The 21,571-nt window shown below is 68.0% G+C and carries 19 protein-coding genes; 15 read left to right on the top strand and 4 right to left on the bottom strand.

The features are described 5' to 3' along the window. Positions 1-13 precede the first annotated feature (13 nt). From PI86_RS04395 to PI86_RS04380, 4 genes are all read left to right on the top strand, one after another. Positions 14-910 (top strand): NAD-dependent protein deacetylase, encoded by an 897-nt coding sequence (locus tag PI86_RS04395; RefSeq protein ID WP_039319380.1) that lies wholly within the window; start codon positions 14-16, stop codon positions 908-910. Further along, entirely contained in the window at positions 907-1,554 is a 648-nt protein-coding gene (locus tag PI86_RS04390) for a DUF938 domain-containing protein (RefSeq protein ID WP_039319094.1), read from the top strand. The genes PI86_RS04395 and PI86_RS04390 overlap by 4 nt, the downstream gene beginning before the upstream one ends. A gap of 97 nt (positions 1,555-1,651) precedes the next feature. Then, a complete protein-coding gene (gndA, locus tag PI86_RS04385; protein WP_014899993.1) occupies positions 1,652-3,064 on the top strand; it encodes an NADP-dependent phosphogluconate dehydrogenase in 1,413 nt (470 codons plus the stop codon). Between the two features lie 199 nt (positions 3,065-3,263). Continuing rightward, positions 3,264-3,608, top strand: coding sequence for a DUF4148 domain-containing protein (locus PI86_RS04380; RefSeq protein ID WP_039319091.1), 345 nt, complete (start codon positions 3,264-3,266; stop codon positions 3,606-3,608). Between the two features lie 115 nt (positions 3,609-3,723). On the opposite strand, the gene PI86_RS04375 is transcribed toward PI86_RS04380, so the two are convergent. Then, positions 3,724-4,044 carry a hypothetical protein gene (locus PI86_RS04375; protein ID WP_014899991.1) on the bottom strand — a complete coding sequence of 107 codons (321 nt, stop codon included), beginning with the start codon at positions 4,042-4,044 and terminating at the stop codon, positions 3,724-3,726. 424 nt (positions 4,045-4,468) lie between these two features. Between PI86_RS04375 and PI86_RS04370 the strand changes: the two genes are divergently transcribed. Then, positions 4,469-5,203, top strand: a complete 735-nt coding sequence (locus PI86_RS04370) for a peptidoglycan DD-metalloendopeptidase family protein (protein ID WP_039319088.1) — start codon at positions 4,469-4,471, stop codon at positions 5,201-5,203. A gap of 48 nt (positions 5,204-5,251) precedes the next feature. Here PI86_RS04370 and PI86_RS04365 read toward each other — a convergent pair whose 3' ends face one another. After that, positions 5,252-5,890 (bottom strand): Pr6Pr family membrane protein, encoded by a 639-nt coding sequence (locus PI86_RS04365; RefSeq protein ID WP_039319085.1) that lies wholly within the window; start codon positions 5,888-5,890, stop codon positions 5,252-5,254. Positions 5,891-6,123: 233 nt separating this feature from the next. Between PI86_RS04365 and PI86_RS04360 the strand changes: the two genes are divergently transcribed. The 5 genes from PI86_RS04360 to PI86_RS04340 all read left to right on the top strand — a co-directional run bounded on the left by PI86_RS04360 (position 6,124) and on the right by PI86_RS04340 (position 11,754). Further along, entirely contained in the window at positions 6,124-6,660 is a 537-nt protein-coding gene (locus tag PI86_RS04360; protein WP_014899988.1) for a cytochrome b, read from the top strand. Positions 6,661-6,818: 158 nt separating this feature from the next. After that, positions 6,819-7,187, top strand: a complete 369-nt coding sequence (locus PI86_RS04355; protein WP_039319082.1) for a DUF2946 domain-containing protein — start codon at positions 6,819-6,821, stop codon at positions 7,185-7,187. Between the two features lie 82 nt (positions 7,188-7,269). Next, positions 7,270-9,402, top strand: coding sequence for a TonB-dependent copper receptor (locus tag PI86_RS04350; RefSeq protein WP_039319073.1), 2,133 nt, complete (start codon positions 7,270-7,272; stop codon positions 9,400-9,402). Between the two features lie 219 nt (positions 9,403-9,621). Then, the gene (locus tag PI86_RS04345) at positions 9,622-10,716 is read left to right on the top strand and encodes a triacylglycerol lipase (RefSeq protein ID WP_039319071.1); all 1,095 of its coding nucleotides are present in this window, start codon (positions 9,622-9,624) and stop codon (positions 10,714-10,716) included. A 3-nt stretch (positions 10,717-10,719) separates the two neighbouring features. Next, positions 10,720-11,754 carry a lipase secretion chaperone gene (locus tag PI86_RS04340; RefSeq protein ID WP_039319069.1) on the top strand — a complete coding sequence of 345 codons (1,035 nt, stop codon included), beginning with the start codon at positions 10,720-10,722 and terminating at the stop codon, positions 11,752-11,754. 37 nt (positions 11,755-11,791) lie between these two features. On the opposite strand, the gene pdxR is transcribed toward PI86_RS04340, so the two are convergent. Further along, a complete protein-coding gene (gene pdxR / locus PI86_RS04335; RefSeq protein WP_039319066.1) occupies positions 11,792-13,318 on the bottom strand; it encodes a MocR-like pyridoxine biosynthesis transcription factor PdxR in 1,527 nt (508 codons plus the stop codon). Between the two features lie 187 nt (positions 13,319-13,505). Between pdxR and PI86_RS04330 the strand changes: the two genes are divergently transcribed. The 5 genes from PI86_RS04330 to PI86_RS04310 all read left to right on the top strand — a co-directional run bounded on the left by PI86_RS04330 (position 13,506) and on the right by PI86_RS04310 (position 19,628). Next, positions 13,506-14,597 (top strand): ABC transporter ATP-binding protein, encoded by a 1,092-nt coding sequence (locus tag PI86_RS04330; protein ID WP_014899982.1) that lies wholly within the window; start codon positions 13,506-13,508, stop codon positions 14,595-14,597. 82 nt (positions 14,598-14,679) lie between these two features. Continuing rightward, on the top strand, positions 14,680-15,726 hold the full coding sequence (locus PI86_RS04325) for an ABC transporter substrate-binding protein (protein WP_014899981.1): 1,047 nt from the start codon (positions 14,680-14,682) through the stop codon (positions 15,724-15,726). A gap of 102 nt (positions 15,727-15,828) precedes the next feature. After that, a complete protein-coding gene (locus PI86_RS04320; RefSeq protein WP_039319379.1) occupies positions 15,829-17,085 on the top strand; it encodes an ABC transporter permease in 1,257 nt (418 codons plus the stop codon). A gap of 37 nt (positions 17,086-17,122) precedes the next feature. Continuing rightward, the gene (locus PI86_RS04315) at positions 17,123-17,959 is read left to right on the top strand and encodes an ABC transporter permease (RefSeq protein ID WP_039319377.1); all 837 of its coding nucleotides are present in this window, start codon (positions 17,123-17,125) and stop codon (positions 17,957-17,959) included. A 250-nt stretch (positions 17,960-18,209) separates the two neighbouring features. Further along, positions 18,210-19,628, top strand: a complete 1,419-nt coding sequence (locus PI86_RS04310; protein WP_039319063.1) for an MFS transporter — start codon at positions 18,210-18,212, stop codon at positions 19,626-19,628. Between the two features lie 83 nt (positions 19,629-19,711). On the opposite strand, the gene PI86_RS04305 is transcribed toward PI86_RS04310, so the two are convergent. Beyond that, positions 19,712-21,451, bottom strand: coding sequence for a S53 family peptidase (locus PI86_RS04305; RefSeq protein WP_039319060.1), 1,740 nt, complete (start codon positions 21,449-21,451; stop codon positions 19,712-19,714). Positions 21,452-21,571: the final 120 nt, after the last annotated feature.

Here is a 21,571-nt window from a genome sequence, read left to right as displayed (position 1 = left end):
TCACGCCGCCAACATGAACGATACCGCTTTGCACGACCCCTCATCCGCCGACATCGATCCGGCCGCGCTCGACGCGCTGCACACGTTCGTCGAGCGCCATCCGCGGCTGCTCGTGCTGACCGGCGCGGGCATCAGCACCGATTCCGGCATTCCCGGCTATCGCGACCGCAACGGTCAGTGGATGCGTTCGCCGCCGATCCAGCTCCACGAATTCCTCGGTTCCGACGCGGCGCGCCGGCGCTACTGGGCGCGCAGCATGATCGGCTGGCCCGTCGTCGGCCGCGCGCAGCCGAACCGCTCGCACGTCGCGCTCGCGCGGCTCGGCGGCACCGGCCGGATCGAGCGCCTCGTCACGCAGAACGTCGACGGGTTGCACCAGCGCGCGGGCAGCGACGACGTGATCGAGCTGCACGGCGGCATTAGCGGCGTCACGTGCCTCGACTGCGGCGCGCACCATGCGCGCGCGACGATCCAGACCGTGCTCGAAGCGGACAACCCCGAACTGCTCGGCGCGCAGGCGGAGCCGGCCGCCGACGGCGACGCGCATCTCGAATGGGGCGCGCTCGACACATTCCGCATTCCGGCCTGCCCGGCATGCGGCGGGCTGCTGAAGCCGGCCGTCGTGTTCTTCGGCGAGAACGTGCCGCGCGAACGCGTGGCGCTGGCGTCGCAGGCGCTCGACGCGGCCGATGCGCTGCTCGTCGTCGGCTCGTCGCTGATGGTGTATTCCGGCTACCGATTCTGCGTCTGGGCGCAGGCGCAGCACAAACCGGTCGCCGCGCTGAACCTCGGCCACACGCGCGCCGATCCGATGCTGACGCTGAAGGTCGAGGCGCGTTGCGCGCCCGCGCTCGATGCGCTGAATGCGCGGCTGGGCGTCGCCGGCATCGCAACGGAGCAGGCATCGTGACCGGGCCGACGTCGTCATCCGATCCGTCGGCGCGGCTGTCGGCGCCGGCGGCCGAGCGCAATCGCGAGCCGATCCTCGACGTGCTGCGTCGCGTGCTGCCCGCGAGCGGCAGCGTGCTCGAGATCGCGAGCGGCACGGGGCAGCATGCGGTCCATTTCGCGCAGGCGCTGCCGGGGCTGCGCTGGCAGCCGAGCGACCCCGACGCGCAGGCGCGCCGTTCGATCGCCGCGTGGGTTGCGCATGCCGGCCTCGCGAACCTGGCCGAGCCGCTGGCGTTCGACGTGCGCGATGCCGCGTGGCCATGGCCGGCCTCGGCACTCGACGCGATCGTCTGCATCAACATGATTCACATCTCGCCGTGGGCCTGCACCGACGCGCTGTTCGCCGGCGCGTCGCGTGTGCTGCGCCCGGGCGGCATCCTGTTCCTGTACGGCCCGTATCGCCGCGCAGGCCGGCATACGGCGCCGTCGAACGAAGCGTTCGACCAGCAGTTGCGCAGCCGCGACCCGTCGTGGGGCGTGCGCGACCTCGAGGCCGTCGTCGCGCTGGGCCTCGACCGCGGGCTCGACTGCATCGAGGTCGTCGAGATGCCGGCCAACAACCTGAGCGTCGTGTTCCGGCGCCTGCCGCACGCGGAGCAATGACACGCAAGCGCGCATCGCGGCCGGGTTTCCACTATCCTTTCGCCTGTGCGCGCGGCCCGGCTCGGGTCGCGCCCCGTTTTTTCCGGAGAATTGAATAATGGGCAAACAAGCAATCGGTGTGATCGGGCTCGCGGTGATGGGCCGCAATCTCGCACTCAATATCGAGAGCCGCGGTTACGCGGTGTCGGTGTACAACCGCAGCCGCGAGAAAACCGACGAACTGATCGCCGAATTCCCCGGCCGCAATCTGGTGCCGACCCATACGCTCGAGGAATTCGTCGCGTCGCTCGAAACGCCGCGCCGGATCCTGATGATGGTGAAGGCCGGCGAAGCGACCGATGCGACGATCGCATCGCTCAAGCCGCTGCTCGAGAAGGGCGACGTGCTGATCGACGGCGGCAATACGCACTTCACCGACACGATCCGCCGCAACCAGGAACTCGCGCAATCGGGCCTGCACTTCATCGGCACCGGCGTGTCGGGCGGCGAGGAGGGTGCGCTGCGCGGCCCGTCGATCATGCCCGGCGGCCAGCGCGACGCGTACGATCTGGTCGAGCCGATCCTCAAGCAGATCGCCGCGAAGGCGCCGTCGGACGACGAGCCGTGTGTCGCGTACATGGGGCCGGACGGTGCGGGCCACTACGTGAAGATGGTCCACAACGGGATCGAATACGGCGACATGCAACTGATCGCCGAGAGCTACGCGGTGCTGAAGGACGTCGCGGGCCTGAGCAACGACGAACTCGGCGCGGTGTACACCGAGTGGAACCAGGGCGAACTCGACAGCTACCTGATGGAGATCACGTCGAAGATCTTCGGCAAGAAGGATGACGAGACCGGCAAGCACCTCGTCGACGTGATCCTCGATCGCGCCGCGCAGAAGGGCACGGGCAAGTGGACGAGCCAGAACGCGCTGGATCTGGGCGTGCCGCTGCCGCTCATCACCGAGTCGGTGTTCGCGCGCGTGCTGTCGTCGCTGAAGACCGAGCGCGTCGCGGCCAGCAAGATCCTGTCGGGTCCGGCCGCCGCACCGTTCGACGGCGACCGCGCCGCGTTCATCGAAGCCGTGCGTCGCGCGCTGTACCTGAGCAAGGTGATCTCGTACGCACAGGGCTTCGCACAGTTGCGCACGGCATCCGAAGAGTACGGCTGGAATCTCGATCTCGGGACGATCGCGAAGATCTTCCGCGCGGGCTGCATCATCCGCGCGCGCTTCCTGCAGAAGATCACGGACGCGTACGCGAAGGATGCAGCGCTCGCGAACCTGCTGCTGGATCCGTACTTCAAGGACATCGCCGCGAATTACCAGGCATCGCTGCGCGACGTCGTGGTGGCCGCGGTGAAGGCAGGCGTGCCGGTGCCGGCGTTCGCGTCGGCGGTCGCATACTTCGACAGCTACCGTTCCGAGCGGCTGCCGGCGAACCTGGTGCAGGCGCAGCGAGACTTCTTCGGCGCGCACACGTTCGAACGTACCGACAAGCCGGGTAGCTTCCACGCGAACTGGTCGTAACCGGCCCGAGGGCGGCATTGTTGCGAAATTCTATTCTTTGAGTAGGGTTTTAGGTTCCCGGATCCCGGAATTGTTGGCTCCGAGGAAACAGTGTTTTCGTTCTTTCATGGTTTTCCCTAAGTGTTCTCGGGACTAAACTTTGTTCAATCGCTGCAGACATGGTGTGTGCGGCGGAGCAAAAAAATCCCGGAGGTAAATCATGAAATCGCTGATCGCAACGTTCGCTGCAGCTGCCGTCCTCGCCGTTCCCGCCGTGTCGTTCGCCCAACAGAACGCGCCCGTTACCCGTGCGCAGGTGAAGGCCGAACTGGCCGCGCTGCAACAGGCCGGCTACAAGCTGGGCAGCGACCGTACGGACTATCCGGCGGGCATCCAGGCGGCCGAAGCCCGTGTGAACCCGCAACAGAACGTCGCCGCTGCCGATACGACCGGCTACGGCGCACAACCGGCCGCTCAGCAAGAGTCGGGCGCGCCGGCAGCCGCCAAGACCGGCTGGCAGGTCAAGCGCGTGTCGGATGGCGCACCGATCTACAAGGGTCGTTAATCGTCGTCGATCGACGGGCCGCATGAGCGGCCTGATCCGACCCCGCGCAGCACACGCAGCCTGTCGTTCCGCATCACGGAACGACGGGCTGTTTTCATTGGTGGCTCCGCTTGCGTCAGTGCAGCGGCCGGTGGCCGCGGCCGATGTCCCTGAACAGCGCTTCGCGCGGCTCCAGCGCCTGCAGCCACGTTTCGTCGTAGCCGCTCAGCGTGTCGAGCGCGTCGCGCAGCCGCTCGATCGCGAGCACCGGCAGCTCGACGCTGTGGCGGGTCGCGCCGCTCAGGTGCGCGATGCTCGCGAGCTGGACGAGCGCGTCGGCGGCTTCGGCGACGTCCGTCGCGAACAGCAGGTGCCGGTTGAGCAATTCGACGAGGCCGCTGGAACCGGCGAAATCCTCGGCGTTGATTTGCACGGACAGAAACGTCGCGTTGTTCATGATCATCTCCTCGTGGTCGCCGGATCTTGTGGGGCATCTCCGAGTATAGGAGGCGACCGGGCGGGGCGGCGGTCGCCGGCGCGAGATGGATGGCGTCGCGAAGGCCGGGGCGGCACGGCCCCTCGGCAGGGCGCCGAACGGCCCGCGCGGCGCGGCTTGCAAGCGGTCGCCACGCGCGCGGCAGGCCGCAAGATCGTCACCGGGTCGGGCGCCTGTCGCGGTCCTGACCGCGACAAATGGTATCTTTGACGATCGGGACGATGTGAAAAAAGGGCCGGTGAGCCCGTTCGCGTCGACGTTCCGCTGTGGAAACTGACGGCCGCGAGAGCGGTCGGATACTGGTTGGTCCGGCCGTTCGGCCGGACATCGTGCGTCGCACGCCGGAGGGCGGTGGGCGGCGCAACGACGCAAATCCGGAGGACCCTTGAGAAAAAATATCCCGATCCACGCTTTCCTGGCGCGCTGGCTGCCGCAGGCGGCGTTCGCCGCCGCGGCCGCCGCGCTGGCGGGCTGTACGATGACGCCGTGGACCGACAGCTGGCAACCGGTGCGTCAGTCGACGCCGGCGTTGGTCGCCACGCCGGGCGTGATCGCCGGCTACTACCGCGTGAATCCCGGCGACACGCTCGCGGGTGTCGCCGCCGCCTACGGGCAGCGCGTGCAGGACGTGGCCAGCTGGAACCACATGTCGCCCAACGACGGCCTGTCGCCCGGCCAGGTGCTGCGCGTCGCGCCGCCGCCGGCCGCGACGTCGCTCGGGCAGCCGTCCGCCGCGGTCGCGCAACCCGGCTCGCTCGCATGGCCGGCCACGGGCATCGTCGCGACGCCGTTTGCAACCGGCAAGACGCGCGGCATCGTGATCGCTGCCTCGGGGCCCGACCATTCGGTGCGGGCCGCGGCCAACGGGCGGGTGGTCTACGCCGGGTCGGGCGTCAAGGCGTACGGTCCGCTCGTGATCCTGAAGCACGACAACGGGCTGATCACGGCCTACGGCCACAACGGCAAGCTGCTCGTCAACGAAGGCGACGCGGTGCGCGCGGGCCAGCCGGTCGCCGAGATGGGCACCGACGCGAGCGGTCGTGCGACGTTCGAGTTCGAAGTCCGGCAGAACGGCAAGGTCGTCGATCCGATGAACTTCCTGCCGCGCAACGGCGGCTGACGGGCCGCGTCACGACGTGTGCGCCGCGCGGCGCACACGCTCCCGCCTTCATCCTTCCCTGACCTCCGCGCTGGCAGACTGCCGCGCATGATTGCCGAGCCAGCGAATACCGAGTGCGAGCCCTGCCGCGCCGAGCGCGATCAGCGAGCACTGGATGGCGACCGGCAGGTAGCCGTGCGGCCGCGGATCGACGAACGGATACGGATACCAGTTCTCCAGTGCGCCGCGCACGAGCGTATAGCCGAGATAGACGAACGGAAAGCCGAGCCACGCGAACACGCTGCGCCGCGGGATCGGCGAGCGCGGCTCCACATACAGCCAGTCGCACAGCATCACGAGCGGCACGATCCGGTGCAGTACCCAGTTGTTGAATGCCGGCGTGACGTGGCGCAGCGCATCGAGCCGCGCGAGCAGCAGCTCGTAGACGATCGCGGTGATCAGCACGTACAGCACGGCGGCACCGCGCATCGATTCGTAGCGGGCCGAGCCGGTACGCGTGACGCGCCACAGCCCCGCGGCGAGCATGGCCGCCGCGTAGAGGCTGCTCAGTTGAGTGAAGTAGCTGAGGTAGTTGCCGAGGTGAAAGCTGGGCAGCTGCCAGTAGCCGGCGACGCTGTGCAGCGTGGTGGACACGGCGAGCAACGCGGCGATCAGCCGGTAGGCCGCAACGAAGAACGCTTTGCTCATGATGCCCGCGCAACGTCGCATCAAAGCTCCATCGTGCCACAGCGGTCCATGTGTGCGATGCGGATTTTCCATATGACGGCATCGCGGGCGCGGGTGGCGTCGATTCTTCGGATATTTGATGCCGTCGGGCAACAGCGGTCGCGCGTGCGGCTACAATCGGGGCAGCCGCCGGGGACAGGCCAGCCGCGGCGTGCGCCTGCCCCGCATACAACACGAGAAACACGAGACGAAGCATGAGAAACATCCTTGCGAAACAGACGCGCTACAGCTCGCCGGCAATCTTCTTCCACTGGGCCATCTTCCTGCTGGTGGCGCTGGCCTACCTGGCCATCGAGATTCGCGGGCCGAAAGGCAGCGATAGTCGCGTGTTCTGGATGAACGTGCACCTGCTGGCGGGCACGTTCGTGCTGGTGCTGTCGGTGTTGCGCGTGTTGTGGCGGATGCTCGGTCGCGTGCCGGCACCCATTCCGCAGGCGACGCTGCTGAAGTGGCTGTCGAAGCTCGCACATTTTGCGCTGTACGTATTCATCCTCGCGCAGCCGCTGCTCGGCATCATGATGGTCAACATGGGCGGCAAGCCCGTGTCGCTCGACTGGATCGGCGTGTCGTTCACGCTGTTCGGCCCCGACAAGGCGCTGCGGCCGACGATCAAGGAAGCGCACGAGCTGATCGGCAACGCGTTCTACTTCGTGATCGGCCTGCATGCGCTGGCCGCGCTCTACCACCATTTCATCCGCCGCGACGACGTGCTGCGGCGCATGGCGCCGTGATCGCCGGGCGCTGAAGCCGCGCAGCAGCCCCGGGGGCGCATGGTTGTGTTGACAACCATGCGCCCCCGGTTCGCTTACCGCCGTGCGCAGCTGGTCATCGCAGCGAAGATTCGGTAATATTCCGGCTGCTTTTACATTCTGCTTACGCATCGCCGCGCATGCTGCACCGACATCGTCACCTGACCGCCTGGCTGGGCGTGCTCGCGATCTGGTTCGCGATCGCGGCGCCGCTGGTGTCGCAGTGGCGCATCGCGCAGGCGGCTGTCCCCGACTCGATCGTCTGCAGTGCAGATCATGACGCGCACCGAGCGTCCGATGCGGGCCGCGCGCACGATCACGCGCTGCATCTCGATGCCTGCGGCTATTGCGGCTTCTTCGCGCACAGTCCTGCGATCGGCGCCCTGGCCGCCGCGTCGTTCGCCCTCATCCCCGTCGTTGCCGTTTCCGCCACCGCGCCGCATGCCGTCGCGGTGCACGCCGGCCGCTACCCGCGCGCGTACCCGCGCGCACCGCCCGAGCGCGCCTGACGCGCTGCTTCCGTTATTTCCATCGCCGATATCCGTGTGGCCCGTCGAGGCCGCGTGGAGGGCGTCACTCGGGCTTTCGATCATGACCATTTTCTCCTTGCGCGCGCCGAGGGCGGCGCGATATTCCCGTGCGCGGCGCGTGCCGCGGATGCTGACACTCACCGTTCCCGCGCTGGCCGTCAGTGCAATGACCGTGGCGGCAGCCGCGGCCGAAACCGCGCGTGCTGCAGGCGCCCCGGCCGACGACATGACCGCGCTGCTGCCGCCCGTCGAGGTCGTCGCGTCGCCGCTGACGACGCCGCTCGTCGTCGTCACGAATCCGAAGGCGCCGCGCCAGCCGCTGCCGGCGAGCGACGGCGCGGACTACCTGAAGACGATTCCCGGCTTCACGTCGATCCGCAGCGGCGGGACGAACGGCGACCCCGTGCTGCGCGGGATGTTCGGCTCGCGGTTGAACATCCTGGCGAACGGAATGCCGACGCTCGGCGCATGCCCGAACCGGATGGACGCGCCGACGTCGTACATCGCGCCGGAAAGCTATGACAAGGTCACCGTCGTGAAGGGCCCGCAGACCGTGCTGTACGGACCCGGCGCATCGGCCGGCACCGTGCTGTTCGAGCGCGTGACGCCGCGCTTCGAGCGTCCGGGCATGCGTTTCGACGGCAGCCTGGTCGGTGGATCGTTCGGCCGCAATGACCAGAACATCGACCTGACGGCCGGCACGCCCGACGTCTACGGCCGCGTGACCGCGAACCACGCGCATTCGCAGGACTACAAGGACGGCAACGGCAACACGGTGCCGTCGCAGTGGGACAAGTGGAACGCCGACGCGGCGCTCGGCTGGACCCCCGACGACCACACGCGCGTCGAGCTGACTGCTGGCACTGGCGACGGTTATGCGCGCTACGCGGGCCGCGGGATGGACGGTGCGCACTTCCGCCGCGAGACCGTCGGGCTGTCGTTCGACAAGCGGCACCTCGGTGACGTGCTGGACCGGATCGAGGCGCGCGTGTACTACAACGAGGCCGATCACGTGATGGACAACTACACGTTGCGGCAGCCCGACCCGACCAGCAGCATGCCGATGCGGATGGCGGCCGACGTGCGGCGCCGCACCGTCGGTGCGCGCGCGGCCGCGACGTTCCGTTTCGGCGACGACTTCAAGCTAGTGACCGGTGTCGACGCGCAATCGAACCGGCTCGATTGGCGCTCGTCGATGGGGCAGCAGAACTACCGCGACCAGCCGTGGGACGCGCAGGCGACGATGTGGAACTCGGGCGCGTTCGGCGAGCTGACGTGGTATGCGAGCGACGTGTCGCGCGTGATCGGCGGCGCGCGCGTCGACTATGCGAGCGCTCGCGACAAGCGCGCGATGAAGAGCGGGATGATGATGAGCAAGCCGAACCCGACCTTCGACGACGATCGCTCGCGCGTGTTGCCGAGCGGCTTCGTGCGCTACGAGCGCGATCTCGCGTCGCTGCCCGTCACGTGGTACGCGGGGATCGGTCATGCGGAACGTTATCCCGACTACTGGGAACTGTTCTCCGCGACGCGCGGGCCGGCCGGTTCGGTCAACGCGTTCTCGGCGGTGCAGCCGGAGAAGACCACGCAGATCGACATCGGCGCGCAGTACAAGAGCGACCGGTTCGATGCATGGGTGTCGGCGTACGCGGGGTATGTGCAGGACTTCATCCTGTTCAACTACGCGGCCGGCATGATGGGCCCGACCACGCAGGCGACCAACGTCAACGCGCAGATCATGGGCGGCGAAGCGGGCGTGTCGTGGCGGCCGGTTGCGCCGCTGCGCGTCGACACGTCGCTCGCGTATGCGTGGGGGCGCAACGTGGCAAGCGGTGATCCGCTGCCGCAGATGCCGCCGCTCGAGGCACGCATCGGGCTCGAATACGCGCGCGGCGCATGGTCGGCCGGCGGCCTGTGGCGGATCGTTGCGCCGCAGCATCGTTATGCACTGAACGAGGGCAACGTGGTCGGCAAGGACTTCGGCCCGAGCGCCGGATTCGGCGTGCTGTCGCTGCATACGCAATACAACGTCAGCAAGACCGTGCAGATCTCGATCGGCGTCGACAACGTGCTGAACAAGGCCTACACCGAGCACCTGAACCTCGCCGGCAACGCGGGCTTCGGTTATCCGGCGAACGCACCGGTGATGGAACCGGGCCGGACCGCATGGGTACGCGTGAGCGCGAAGCTGTAGCGCACGGCGCGTGTGCATTGCAGCATGCGCGCGTGTGAAGGCGGCCCCGCCCGAACGGGCGGGTTGCGTCAACCGATTAGAGAACCGTATCTAGTCAGGGCGCAAACGTTCGCGACTCGTGATTCACTCCCGCATTCGACGCACACGGTGCGCGCGATGCAGCGTGCGTGTCGATCCGGTGTCATTCGCACCGGCAGCACAATAATCAGGAGAACATGCATGGCCAGATCGATGCGTTCCAGGGTAATGGCGGGGGCAGTGGCATGTGCGATGAGCGTCGCACCGTTCGCGGGGACGACCGCGCTGATGACGCTCGCGACGACACACTCGGCGATGGCGGCGACCGCGCCCGCCGACAACTACGCGGCGACGCGTTATCCGATCATCCTCGTGCACGGGCTCACGGGCACCGACAAGTATGCCGGCGTGCTCGAGTACTGGTACGGAATCCAGGAGGATCTGCAGCAGCATGGCGCGACCGTCTACGTCGCGAACCTGTCGGGCTTCCAGAGCGACGACGGCCCGAACGGGCGCGGCGAACAGCTGCTCGCCTACGTGAAGACGGTACTCGCCGCGACGGGGGCGACCAAGGTCAATCTCGTCGGCCACAGCCAGGGCGGGCTGACGTCGCGTTATGTCGCGGCCGTCGCGCCCGATCTCGTCGCGTCGGTGACGACGATCGGCACGCCGCATCGCGGCTCCGAGTTCGCGGACTTCGTGCAGAGCGTGCTCGCGTACGATCCGACCGGGCTGTCGTCGACGGTGATCTCGGCGTTCGTCAATGTGTTCGGGATCCTGACGAGCAGCAGTCACAACACGAACCAGGACGCGCTCGCATCGCTGAAGACGCTGACGACCGCGCAGGCGGCGACCTACAACCAGAACTATCCGAGCGCGGGCCTGGGTGTACCGGGCAGCTGCCAGACCGGCGCACCGACGGAAACGGTCGGCGGCAACACGCATCTGCTGTATTCGTGGGCCGGCACGGCGATCCAGCCGACGCTTTCGCTGTTCGGCGTGACGGGTGCGCAGGACATGAGCACCATTCCGCTCGTCGATCCCGCAAACGCCCTCGATCCGTCGACGCTCGCGCTGTTCGGCACCGGCACGGTGATGATCAACCGCGGGTCGGGCCAGAACGACGGGCTCGTGTCGAAGTGCAGCGCGCTGTACGGCAAGGTGCTGAGCACGAGCTACAAGTGGAACCACATCGACGAGATCAACCAGCTGCTCGGCGTGCGCGGCGCGTACGCGGAAGATCCGGTCGCGGTGATCCGCACGCATGCGAACCGGCTGCAGCTCGCGGGCGTGTAATCGATGACGGCTCGTGAAGGGCGCGCGCCGCTGGCGCGGCGCGCAGCGGTCTACGGTGTCGTGGGGCTGGCGGCGATCGCCGGCGTCGCGATGTGGAGCGGGGCGGGATGGCATCGCGGGTCGGGTGCCGCCGGTGACGCAACGGACATGGCAGCGGCGGGCGGCGTGCCGGCCGCCGCACCGCAGGCCGCCGTGCCGGCGAGTGCGGGCCTGCCGCCGTCGCTGGCCGGTTCCAGCGCGCCGCGGCTGCCGCTCGATGCCGGCGGCCATCTCGCGAAGTCGCGCGCGGTACGCGATTTCTTCGACTATTGCCTGACCGCGCAGAGCGACCTGAGCGCGGCCGCGCTCGATGCGTTCGTCGTGCGCGAGATCGCCGCGCAGCTCGACGGTACGGCTGCGCAGGTCGAGGCGCTCGACGTGTGGCACCGCTATCGCGCGTATCTCGACGCGCTCGCGAAACTGCGCGATGCCGGCGCGGTCGACAAGTCCGACCTGGGCGCGTTGCAGCTCGCACTCGATCAGCGCGCGTCCATCGCGTACCGCACGCTCGGCGACTGGAGCCAGCCGTTCTTCGGTGCGGAGCAGTGGCGGCAGCGCTACGACCTCGCACGGCTGAAGATCACTCAGGATCGCTCATTGACCGATGCACAGAAGGCCGAGCGGCTCGCGGCGCTGGAGCAGCAGATGCCGGCCGACGAACGGGCGGCGCAGCAGCGGATCGACCGGCAGCGTGCCGCGATCGACCAGATCGCGCAATTGCAGAAGAGCGGGGCGACACCCGATGCGATGCGCGCGCAGCTGACGCAGACGCTCGGCCGCGACGCCGCGGCGCGCGTCGCGCAGATGCAGCAGGATGACGCATCGTGGCAGAGCCGCTATGCGGACTACGCGGCACAGCGTGCGCAGATCGAATCGGCCGGGTTGTCGCCGCAGGACCGCGATACGCAGATCGCCGCGCTGCGGCAACGCGTGTTCACGAAGCCCGGCGAAGCCGTGCGCGCGGCATCGCTCGATCGCGCGGCCGGCAGCGCGCAATGACGCGGGCGTCGCCGCGTGCGGCCGGTCTCGTGCGGCCCTATGCGGCGCGCGTGATGTCGCGCGGCAGATGCTGCTCGATGGTATCGGCAAGCGTGTCGAACGCGGGTCCGATGCCTTCGTGCGCGACGCATGCATAGCCGAGCAGCAGGCCCTGCCGCGCGGTGTCGAGGCTGCTGTAGTAGCTGGTAAGCGGACGGACGATCACGCCCGCGTCGAACGCGCTTTGCGTGACCGCGCGATCGTCGCACGTGTCGGGCAGCCCGAGCACCAGATGCAGGCCGGCCTCGTCACCCATCACGGGCAGCGCATCGCCGAAGCGCGCACGGATCGCATCGATCAGCAATTGCCGGCGCTCGCCGTACAGCGTGCGCATCCGCCTGACGTGCGAAGTCAGGTGTCCGTCCATGATGAATTCGGCGAGTACGGCCTGCTGCATCAGCTGGCCCTCGCGGTACAGCTCCGACAGCCCGGTGCGGAACGTGTCGACCAGATGCTCGGGCACGACCATGTAGCCCATCCGCAGGCCCGGGAACAGCATCTTGCCGAGGCTGCCGACGTAGATCACGCGGCCGCCGTCGTCGAGCCCCTGCAGCGACGCGAGCGGGCGGCTGCCGTAGCGGAACTCGCTGTCGTAGTCGTCCTCGATGATCCAGCAGCGGTGCTGACGCGCGTACTCGAGCAGCATCCGGCGGCGCGCGAGGCTCATCACCATCCCGAGCGGATACTGATGCGATGGCGTGACGAGCACGAGCCGCGGCGGATGCTGCATGTCGCTCGCGCGCGGATCGAGCCCTTCCTGGTCGACCGGCACCGGCGCGAGCGTGAGGCCGGTTGCCTGCAGCACGCTGCGCACGCCCCAGTAGCACGGCTCCTCGACCCACGCGCGGTCGCCGATGTCGGACAGCAGCCGCACCGCGAGGTCGATCGACTGGTGGATACCGGTCGTGATGATCACCTGGTCCGGCGTGCATTTGACCGAGCGCGCGACGCGCAGGTAGTCGGCGAGCGCGCGGCGCAGCGGCCGGTAGCCGCCGCCCGGCGCGTAGGTCAGCAGTTCGGGATTCGCTTCCTTCCACAAGCGCGCCTGCAGGCGGCTCCATGTGCGGCTCGGGAATTCCGACACGTCCGGGACGCCCGGCATGAACGCACCCCACTGGCGTCGCGACACGCCCGCGTGCTCGATCAACTGCCGGCCGCGCATCGACAGGCCGCCTTGCGCGTCCGGCAGCGGCGTCGCACCGGCGCCGGACGACGGCACCGCCGCCGCGCCCGGCGCGTGGATCGCGGCGGCGTCCGGTCGCGTATCGGCCACGTAGGTGCCGCTGCCGGTCGTCGTCAGCACGTAGCCTTCGGCCGTCAGCTGGTCGTACACGTGCAGCACGGTATTGCGTGCAATCGACAGGTCGGCCGCGAGCGTGCGCGAACTCGGCAGTTTTGTGCCTGGCCCCAATTCCCCGGTGAGGATGGCTTGCTGCATCTGTTGCAGCAGTTGCCGGTACATCGGCTCGGACGAGCTGCGGTCGAGACGGGCGGAGAGCCAGTCGGCGAGGATCACGGTATCCAAAGTGGTCCTACTAGGAATATTGAAATGGTTCCCTAGTATAGAACCGTGCGCACCGTATAGTGGGTCCATCTCACAAGAAAGCGCCGGGCCGCCCCACGTTTTCTTGACCCCCTCGGGGGGCCTGGCGCGCAGCGACAGGTTTGGGGGCATTCATAAACGTTTGTCGCGCAGCAAGGGGACAGCCACGATGAAGTCCGATGATGTGATCGTCAGCTTTCGCGGCGTGCGGAAGACCTACGACGGCGAGACGCTGGTCGTCAAATCGCTCGACCTCGACATCCACCGAGGGGAATTCCTGACGCTGCTCGGGCCGTCGGGCTCGGGCAAGACCACCTGCCTGATGATGCTGGCGGGTTTCGAATTCCCGACGGGCGGCGAGATCCGCCTCGACGGCGAGTTGCTGAACACCGTGCCGCCGCACAAGCGCAACATCGGCATGGTGTTCCAGAACTACGCGCTGTTTCCGCACCTGACGGTCGAGCAGAACGTCGCGTATCCGCTGACGGTGCGCAAGCTGTCGGTGGCCGAGCGCACGGAGCGCGTCGCGCACGCGCTGAAGATGGTGCAGATGGAACGCTTCGCGAAGCGCTATCCGGCGCAGTTGTCGGGCGGCCAGCAGCAGCGCATCGCGCTCGCGCGCGCACTCGTGTTCGAGCCGAAGCTGGTGCTGATGGACGAACCGCTCGGCGCGCTCGACAAGCAGCTGCGCGAGCACATGCAGTACGAACTGAAGGCACTGCACGAGAAGCTCGGCGTGACCTTCGTCTACGTCACGCACGACCAGGGCGAGGCGTTGACGATGTCCGATCGCGTCGCCGTGTTCGACAAGGGCATCGTGCAGCAGCTCGATACCGTCGACCGCCTGTACGAATCGCCGTGCAACGAATTCGTCGCGAACTTCATTGGCGACAGCAACCGGCTGCGCGGCACCATCGCGCGCGTCGACGGCGAATTCTGCGAATTCCGGCTCGACGACGGCACGCAGCTCGTCGGCCGCCGCATCGGCGACGCGGCCGAAGGCGCGCCAGCCGTCGCCTGCATCCGCCCCGAACGCATGAGCCTCGCGAACGGGCATGCAAACGGCACCGCGAACCGCGTGACCGGCGAGGCGCGCAGCCTCATCTATTTCGGCGATCACGTGCGCATGCGCTGCGCGCTGCCGGGCCAGGATGAATGCTTCGTGAAGGTGCCGCTCGGCACGGGCGCGCTCGACGCGTTCTCGCCCGGCGCGCCGGTATCGCTCGCATTCGCGCCCGAGCACCTGCGCGTGTTCACCTGATTGACCCGGGGTTTTCCCGATTTTCCGCAGCACGTCGTCAACAACAACTGACTACTTCCACCACGAGAGCAGAGGAACCATCATGAACGGAGCAAGCTCTACCGCGCGTCGCACCGCGCTCGCACTGGCGCTCGCCGTCGTCGGCGCATCGGCCACGGCGGCCGAACTCACGGTCGTCAACTTCGGCGGCGCGAACGGCGACGCGCAGAAGGCCGCGTTCAACCAGCCGTTCGAGAAGGCGACCGGCAACAAGGTCACGGCCGTCGAGTACAACGGCGAGCAGGCGAAAGTGAAGGCGATGGTCGAGGCGAAGCACGTCAACTGGGACGTGGTGGAAGTCGAATCGGGCGACCTGAACCGCGGTTGCGACGAAGGGCTGTACGAGAAGCTCGACTGGTCGAAGATCGCGAAGAAGTCCGACCTGATTCCGGAATCGCCGCAGGTGTGCGGCGTCGGCTTCTTCGTGTGGTCGACCGCGCTGTCGTACAACGCGGACAAGCTGAAGACCGCGCCGACCGGCTGGGCCGATTTCTGGGACGTGAAGAAATTCCCCGGCAAGCGCGGGATGCGCAAGGGCGCGCGCTACAACCTCGAGTTCGCGCTGATGGCCGACGGCGTCGCGACCAAGGACGTGTACAAGGTGCTCGGCACGAAGGCCGGCCAGGACCGCGCGTTCAAGAAGCTCGACGAGCTGAAGCCGTACATCCAGTGGTGGGAAGCGGGCGCGCAGCCGCCGCAGTTCCTGGTGGCCGGCGACGTCGTGATGTCGACCGCGTACAACGGCCGCATCGACGCCGCGCAGAAGGAAGGCAAGAACCTGAAGGTCGTGTGGAACGGCAGCATCTACGACCTCGACTACTGGGCGATTCCGAAGGGCTCGCCGAACAAGGCGCTCGCCGAGCAGTACATCGCGTACACGCTGACGCCGAAGCCGCAGCAGGGCTATGCGCAGCACATCGCGTACGGCCCCGCGAACGTCGCGGCGATCAAGTCGCTCGACGCGAAGACGCTCGCGAACCTGCCGAACTCGCCGGCCAACGGCAAGAACGCGGTACTGGAGGACATCGGCTTCTGGACCGACCACAGCGACGAGCTCGAGCAGCGCTTCGCCGCGTGGGCGACGAAGTAACAGCCGTTCAGGTGTCCTGATGCAACCGGCCGCGCGGCGCGCTTGACGCGTCGCGCGGCATTCCGCCGGATCGAGCCCGGCCGGAGAGAACCGTTGAACACGATGACGATCGCTCCTTCCTCGCCGTCGACAGCCGCGCTCAAGCGCGAGCTGAAGGCCGCCGAGGCCCGCAAGCGCACGATGGCGCTGCTGCTGATCGCGCCGCTCGCGATCTTCCTGCTGCTCATCTTCGTCGTGCCGATCGGCACGCTGCTCACGCGCGCGGTGCAGAACCCCGAGATCGCGACCGCGTTGCCGAACACGATCGCCGCGCTGTCGGGCTGGGACCGCAAGGCACCGCCAGCCGATGCCGCCTATGTCGCGCTCGCGGCCGACATGACGAAGGTGGCCGACAGCGAGGCGATGGGTGCGCTGGCACGGCGCCTGAACACCGAGATTCCCGGCTATCGCTCGCTCGTCGCGAAGACGGCGCGCGCGATGCCGCTGAAGGGCGACAACGACGCGGTGCTGACGCCCGCGCAGACGCGCGAGAAAATCATCGACCTCGATTCGCGCTGGGGCGACGCCGCGTACTGGCAGGCGATCGCGAAGAACGGCAGCCAGCTGTCGCCGTTCTACCTGCTCGCTGCGCTCGACCACAAGCAGGACGGCTTCGGCCAGATCGTGCAGGCCGATCCCGACCAGTCGATCTATCTAGCGATCTTCGGCCGCACGTTCGTGATCGGCGTCGCGGTCACGCTGTTCGCGCTGCTGCTCGGCTATCCGCTCGCGTACTGGATTTCGACGCTGTCGGAGCGCCGCGCGAACCTCGTGATGATCCTCGTGCTGATTCCGTTCTGGACCTCGGTACTGGTGCGCGTCGCTGCGTGGATCGTGCTGCTGCAGAGCGAAGGGCTCATCAACACGGCGCTGATCGGCAGCGGGCTGATCTCGCATCCGCTGACGCTGCTGTTCAACCGCGTCGGCGTGTACATCTCGATGACGCACATCCTGCTGCCGTTCATGATCCTGCCGCTCTACAGCGTGATGAAGTCGATCCCGCCGACCTACCAGCGCGCGGCCGTGTCGCTCGGCAGCCATCCGTTCGCCGCGTTCTGGCGCGTGTACGTGCCGCAGACCTATCCGGGCGTCGGTGCGGGTGCGCTGCTCGTGTTCATCCTCGCGATCGGCTACTACATCACGCCTGCGCTGCTCGGCGGCCCGAACGACCAGATGGTCAGCTACTACGTCGCGTACTTCACGAACGTGACGATCAACTGGGGCATGGCGTGCGCGCTCGGCGGGCTGCTGCTCGCGGCGACGCTGGTGCTGTATGCGGTGTACGGGCGCTTCACGCGCACCAACGTGAGCCTCGGCTGAGCGCCGGGCACAGGAAAACAGGAAGGGGATGCCGACCATGAAACTCGCCAGGCCGCTGTTCGCGCCGCACATGTCGTTCGTCGAGCGCGCGTGGTATGTCGCGCTGCGCGTGCTCGTCGTGCTGACGCTGCTGTACCTGATCCTGCCGGTGCTCGCGATCGTGCCGCTGTCGTTTTCGTCGAGCACGTTCCTCGTCTATCCGATCCCGGGTTTCTCGATGCGTTGGTACGAGAACCTGATCGCGTCGGACGAGTGGCGGATGGCCGCGAAGAACAGCTTCATCGTCGCGCCGTCGGCGACCATCGTCGCGACCGTGCTCGGCACGCTCGCCGCGATCGGCCTCACGAAGGCGGACTTTCGCGGCAAGGGGCTCCTGATGGCGGTGCTGCTGTCGCCGATGATCGTGCCGGTCGTCGTGGTCGGCGTCGGCATGTACCTGTTCTTCGCGCCGCTCGGGCTCGCGAATACCTACACGGGGCTGATCGCCGCGCACGCGGCGCTCGGCGTGCCGTTCGTCGTGACGACGGTGGCCGCGACGCTGCAGGGCTTCAACCAGAACCTGGTGCGCGCGAGCCTGTCGCTCGGCGCGAATCCCGTCACGACGTTCTTCCGCGTGACGCTGCCGGTGATCGCACCGGGCGTGATGTCGGGCGCGCTGTTCGCGTTCGCGACGTCGTTCGACGAGGTCGTCGTCACGCTGTTCCTCGCGGGCGCCGACCAGACGACGCTGCCGCGCCAGATGTTCACCGGCATCCGCGAGAACATCAGCCCGACGATCGCCGCGCTCGCGACGATCCTGATCATTTTCTCGACGAGCCTGCTGCTCGCGCTCGAATGGCTGCGCGGCCGCAACGCGCGGCGCGCGGTGTCGTGACGGCGGGGCGGGCGCCGTTCGGCCCGCTGCCCGACCATTGATCGTTGCGTATTCAACGATGGCGCGTACTCGACGCGGCACGCCGAAGCTTTCGTTTCGCTGACTGACGACGCGCTCGCCTGCACGTTCGATGCGGCTCTGCAACAATACGGCTCGCGGTGCCGCGCGTTCCGTTGCTGTTGCACGGAGCCGCCGTTGCCGCGCCGCTCAATCCGCGACGCCGCGCGTCGCCCGTCAGCCGAGCCTCATCTTGTCCGAATTCGCTTCCCCCGCCGGCACCCGGGAGCCGGCCGTCAACTGGCGCGCGATGTCCGCCGTGCTGCTGGCCGTCGCGCTCGCGACGCTCGACACCGCGATCGCGAACACCGCGCTGCCCGCAATCGCCGCCGACCTGCATGCATCGCCCGCCGCGTCGGTGTGGATCATCAACGCTTACCAGCTCGCGATGGTCGCCACGCTGCTGCCGTTCGCGTCGCTTGGCGACATCGTCGGCCACAAGCGCGTGTATATCGCGGGCCTCGCGGTGTTCACGCTCGCCTCGCTGGCCTGTTCGCTCGCCGCGACGCTGCCGCAGCTGACGGCGGCGCGCATCGTGCAGGGCTTCGGCGCGAGCGCGATCATGAGCGTGAACGTCGCGCTGATCCGCAACCTGTTTCCCGCGCACCGGCTCGGGCGCGGCGTCGGCTTCAACGCGCTCGTCGTCGGTGTGTCGTTCGCGATCGGGCCGACGATCGCATCGCTGATCCTGTCCGTTGCTGCGTGGCCGTGGCTGTTCGCGGTGAACGTGCCGCTTGGCGTGATCGCGCTCGCGGTGGCGATTCCGTCGCTGCCGCAGACGGCGCGCGGCAAGCATGCGTTCGATCCGATTGCCGCGCTGTTCAACGTGATCACGTTCGCGTCGCTGATCTTCGCGCTCGGTGAATTCGCGCAGCGCGGGCCGCTGTCCATCGTGCTCGCGGCCGCCGCCGTCGCGCTCGCGTTCGGCTGGCTGCTGATCCGCCGCCAGGCCGGGCACCCGGCGCCGATGCTGCCGGTCGACCTGTTCCGCCGGCCCGTGTTTACGCTGTCCGCGCTGACGGCCGTGTGCGCGTTCGCCGCACAGGGCCTGGCGTTCGTGTCGCTGCCGTTCTACTTCGAGACCGTCCTGCATCGCAGCGCGGTCGAGACGGGGTTCCTGATGACGCCGTGGTCGGCGATCGTCGCGCTGGCCGCGCCGATCGCGGGCCGGCTGTCCGATCGTTATCCGCCCGGGTTGCTCGGCGCGATCGGGCTCGCGTTGCTGAGCGCGGGGATGGTGTCGCTCGCGGCATTGCCGACGGCGCCGAACGTAGTCGACATCGGCTGGCGGATGATGTTGTGCGGCGCGGGCTTCGGTTTCTTCCAGTCGCCGAACCTGAAGGCGCTGATGTCGAGCGCGCCGCCCGAACGCAGCGGCGGCGCAAGCGGGATCATCGCGACCGCGCGGCTGATCGGGCAGGCGACCGGCGCGGCGCTCGTCGCGCTGTCGTTCGGGATCGCGGGGCGTCACGGCCCGACGCTCGCGCTGATGCTCGGCGCCGGCTTTGCCGGTGCCGCGAGCGTGGCGAGCGGGCTGCGACTCTTCGCGCCATCGCATCGGGCCGGGGCGTCGGCCGCGGCGGCACCGGTGAAGGAGCGCGCGACGGAGTAGGGTTCCGTGCGAGCCCGCGGCCCGCGAGTGTGTCGGCGCGGCGCGCGGCGAACGACTGCCACGCGCCGTCCTTCACGTTACGCTCAGAAGCCGCCGGTCTGGATCAGCTTGTTGAGGTTCGCGATGTTCAGGCTGCCGAAGCCCGTCGTCAGATCCCGGCCGGTGCCCGCGTTGTAGCCATACCCTTGATAGCCGTTGTTCCCCGACACGACGTCATAGCGCACGAGTGACGGGTTCGACGGGATATCCGCATAGAACTTGCCGGCCGGGAAGCCGAGGGTCGTGCCGTTCGCCGCGAGCAGGCGCGCCCAGAAGCCGGTGAAGATCGGTGCAGCGAGGCTCGTGCCGCCGATCTGCTGCAACTGGCCGTAGTTGTAGATGTACGCGCCCGTGCTTTGCGCGGCGTCGAACGACACGTCGGGCAACTGACGATTGCTGCCCGATTGCCACGCCGGCGCCGGCAGGACCGTGCTGACACCGCCGCCCGTCGCCCACAGCTTGCCGTTGGCGTCGAGGCCTTCGTTCCATACCGTTTCGTTCGAGAACGCGCCCGCCGACGTGGTGTACAGCGTCGTGCCGCCGATCGCGAGCACGTGCGGCGACGCGGCCGGCCACGACACCGTGTAGTTCGCGCCGTCCGGATAGCCGCGGTTGTTGCACTCGTATACGCCTTCGTCGCCCGACGACACCGAGAACGTCTGGCCTTGCGCGGCGGCCGTCGTGAAGATCTGCTCCTCGGCGTCGATCGTGCCGTCCGCGTTCGCGTCGGTCTCGCACCAGCCGAGCGACACGTTGATCACCTTCGCGGTGTTGTCCGACACCGCGCGGTTGAACGCCTGTGTGAGTCCCGTGTTGCCGGCGGCGTTGAGGTCCGCCATGTAGAACACGAGCTTGCCGACCTGGCCGCCGGCCGAGCCGACGATCGACTGGCTGTCGAGATCCCATTCGCCCTGGCCGTCCTGGTCGTCGCTGTAGCTGCCGGTCGTGCCGGTGCCGTTGGTCTTGACGGTCTGCGTCGAGACCGCGCCGTAGCCGTTGCTCGACGTGAACTGCTTCAGATCCTGCAGCGTCTGCGACACGCCGCCGATCGTGATGATGCCGACGCTCACGCCGGCCGCGGTCGGCACGCCGGTCGCGTTGTAGAGGCCCGGAAATTCCTTCGGATAGTGGCCGGTGGCCGTGCCGGCCGCGAGTGCCTGCGCCTTCGCGACGTTGCCGATGCGCAGCATCGGCCGTGCGCGCGCGACGTTCTGCAGCCCGAGCACCGAGCCGACGACGTCGCCGAGCGCGCGCGGCACCTGCGCGGTGGAGGCGTTCGCGAAGCCCGAGCGGCCAGCGTACTGGAAGCGCACGAGCGACGTGTTGAACGCGCTCTTCACCGTGCCGGCCGTGCCGCGTGCGGACACCAGCAGCCGGTTCGGCGCGACCTCGATGTTCACGAAGCCGCTCTTGCGCAGATAGTCGACGACCGACTTCACTTGCGCGTCGGTCGGCGCGTAGCTGGCGAGGAACTGCTCGTGCGTGAGGTACTGGCGGTAATGCGCATTGCCGGGCCGGTTCACGTCGTGCGCGAGTTGCTTGAGCTGCGCGGCGTTGCGCAGCTTCAGGCTGACGACGACGTCGGCCGTCTCGCCGGCCGCGAGTTCGAGCGACGGCGCCGCGCTGCGCGCCATCAACTGCGGGCCGGTCAGAAAGGCCTTCGTGTGGGTGTCGACCCAGTCCGTCGTCGCATGCGCCGCGCCGGCGGCGACCATGAGCGGCCACGCGCACGCGAGGCGGCGGGGCGACGGAAGGGGAAAGGAAAACCAGGCGTTCCTTTTCATCGGGAGTCCTTTTTAGGAGAGACGACGTTGCTGGAACCCTCGGCCCTTGTGGGGCCGCGAGCGGTGACGAGCGTAGGGCGTCGGTGCCGTTCAGGTAGCTGCCAGTTTCCATAGCTGTCA

It is taken from the genome of Burkholderia sp. A9 (assembly GCF_000801975.1).
Note: the sequence above shows the minus strand (reverse complement) of the source record. Positions and strands in the feature narration are given on the sequence as shown.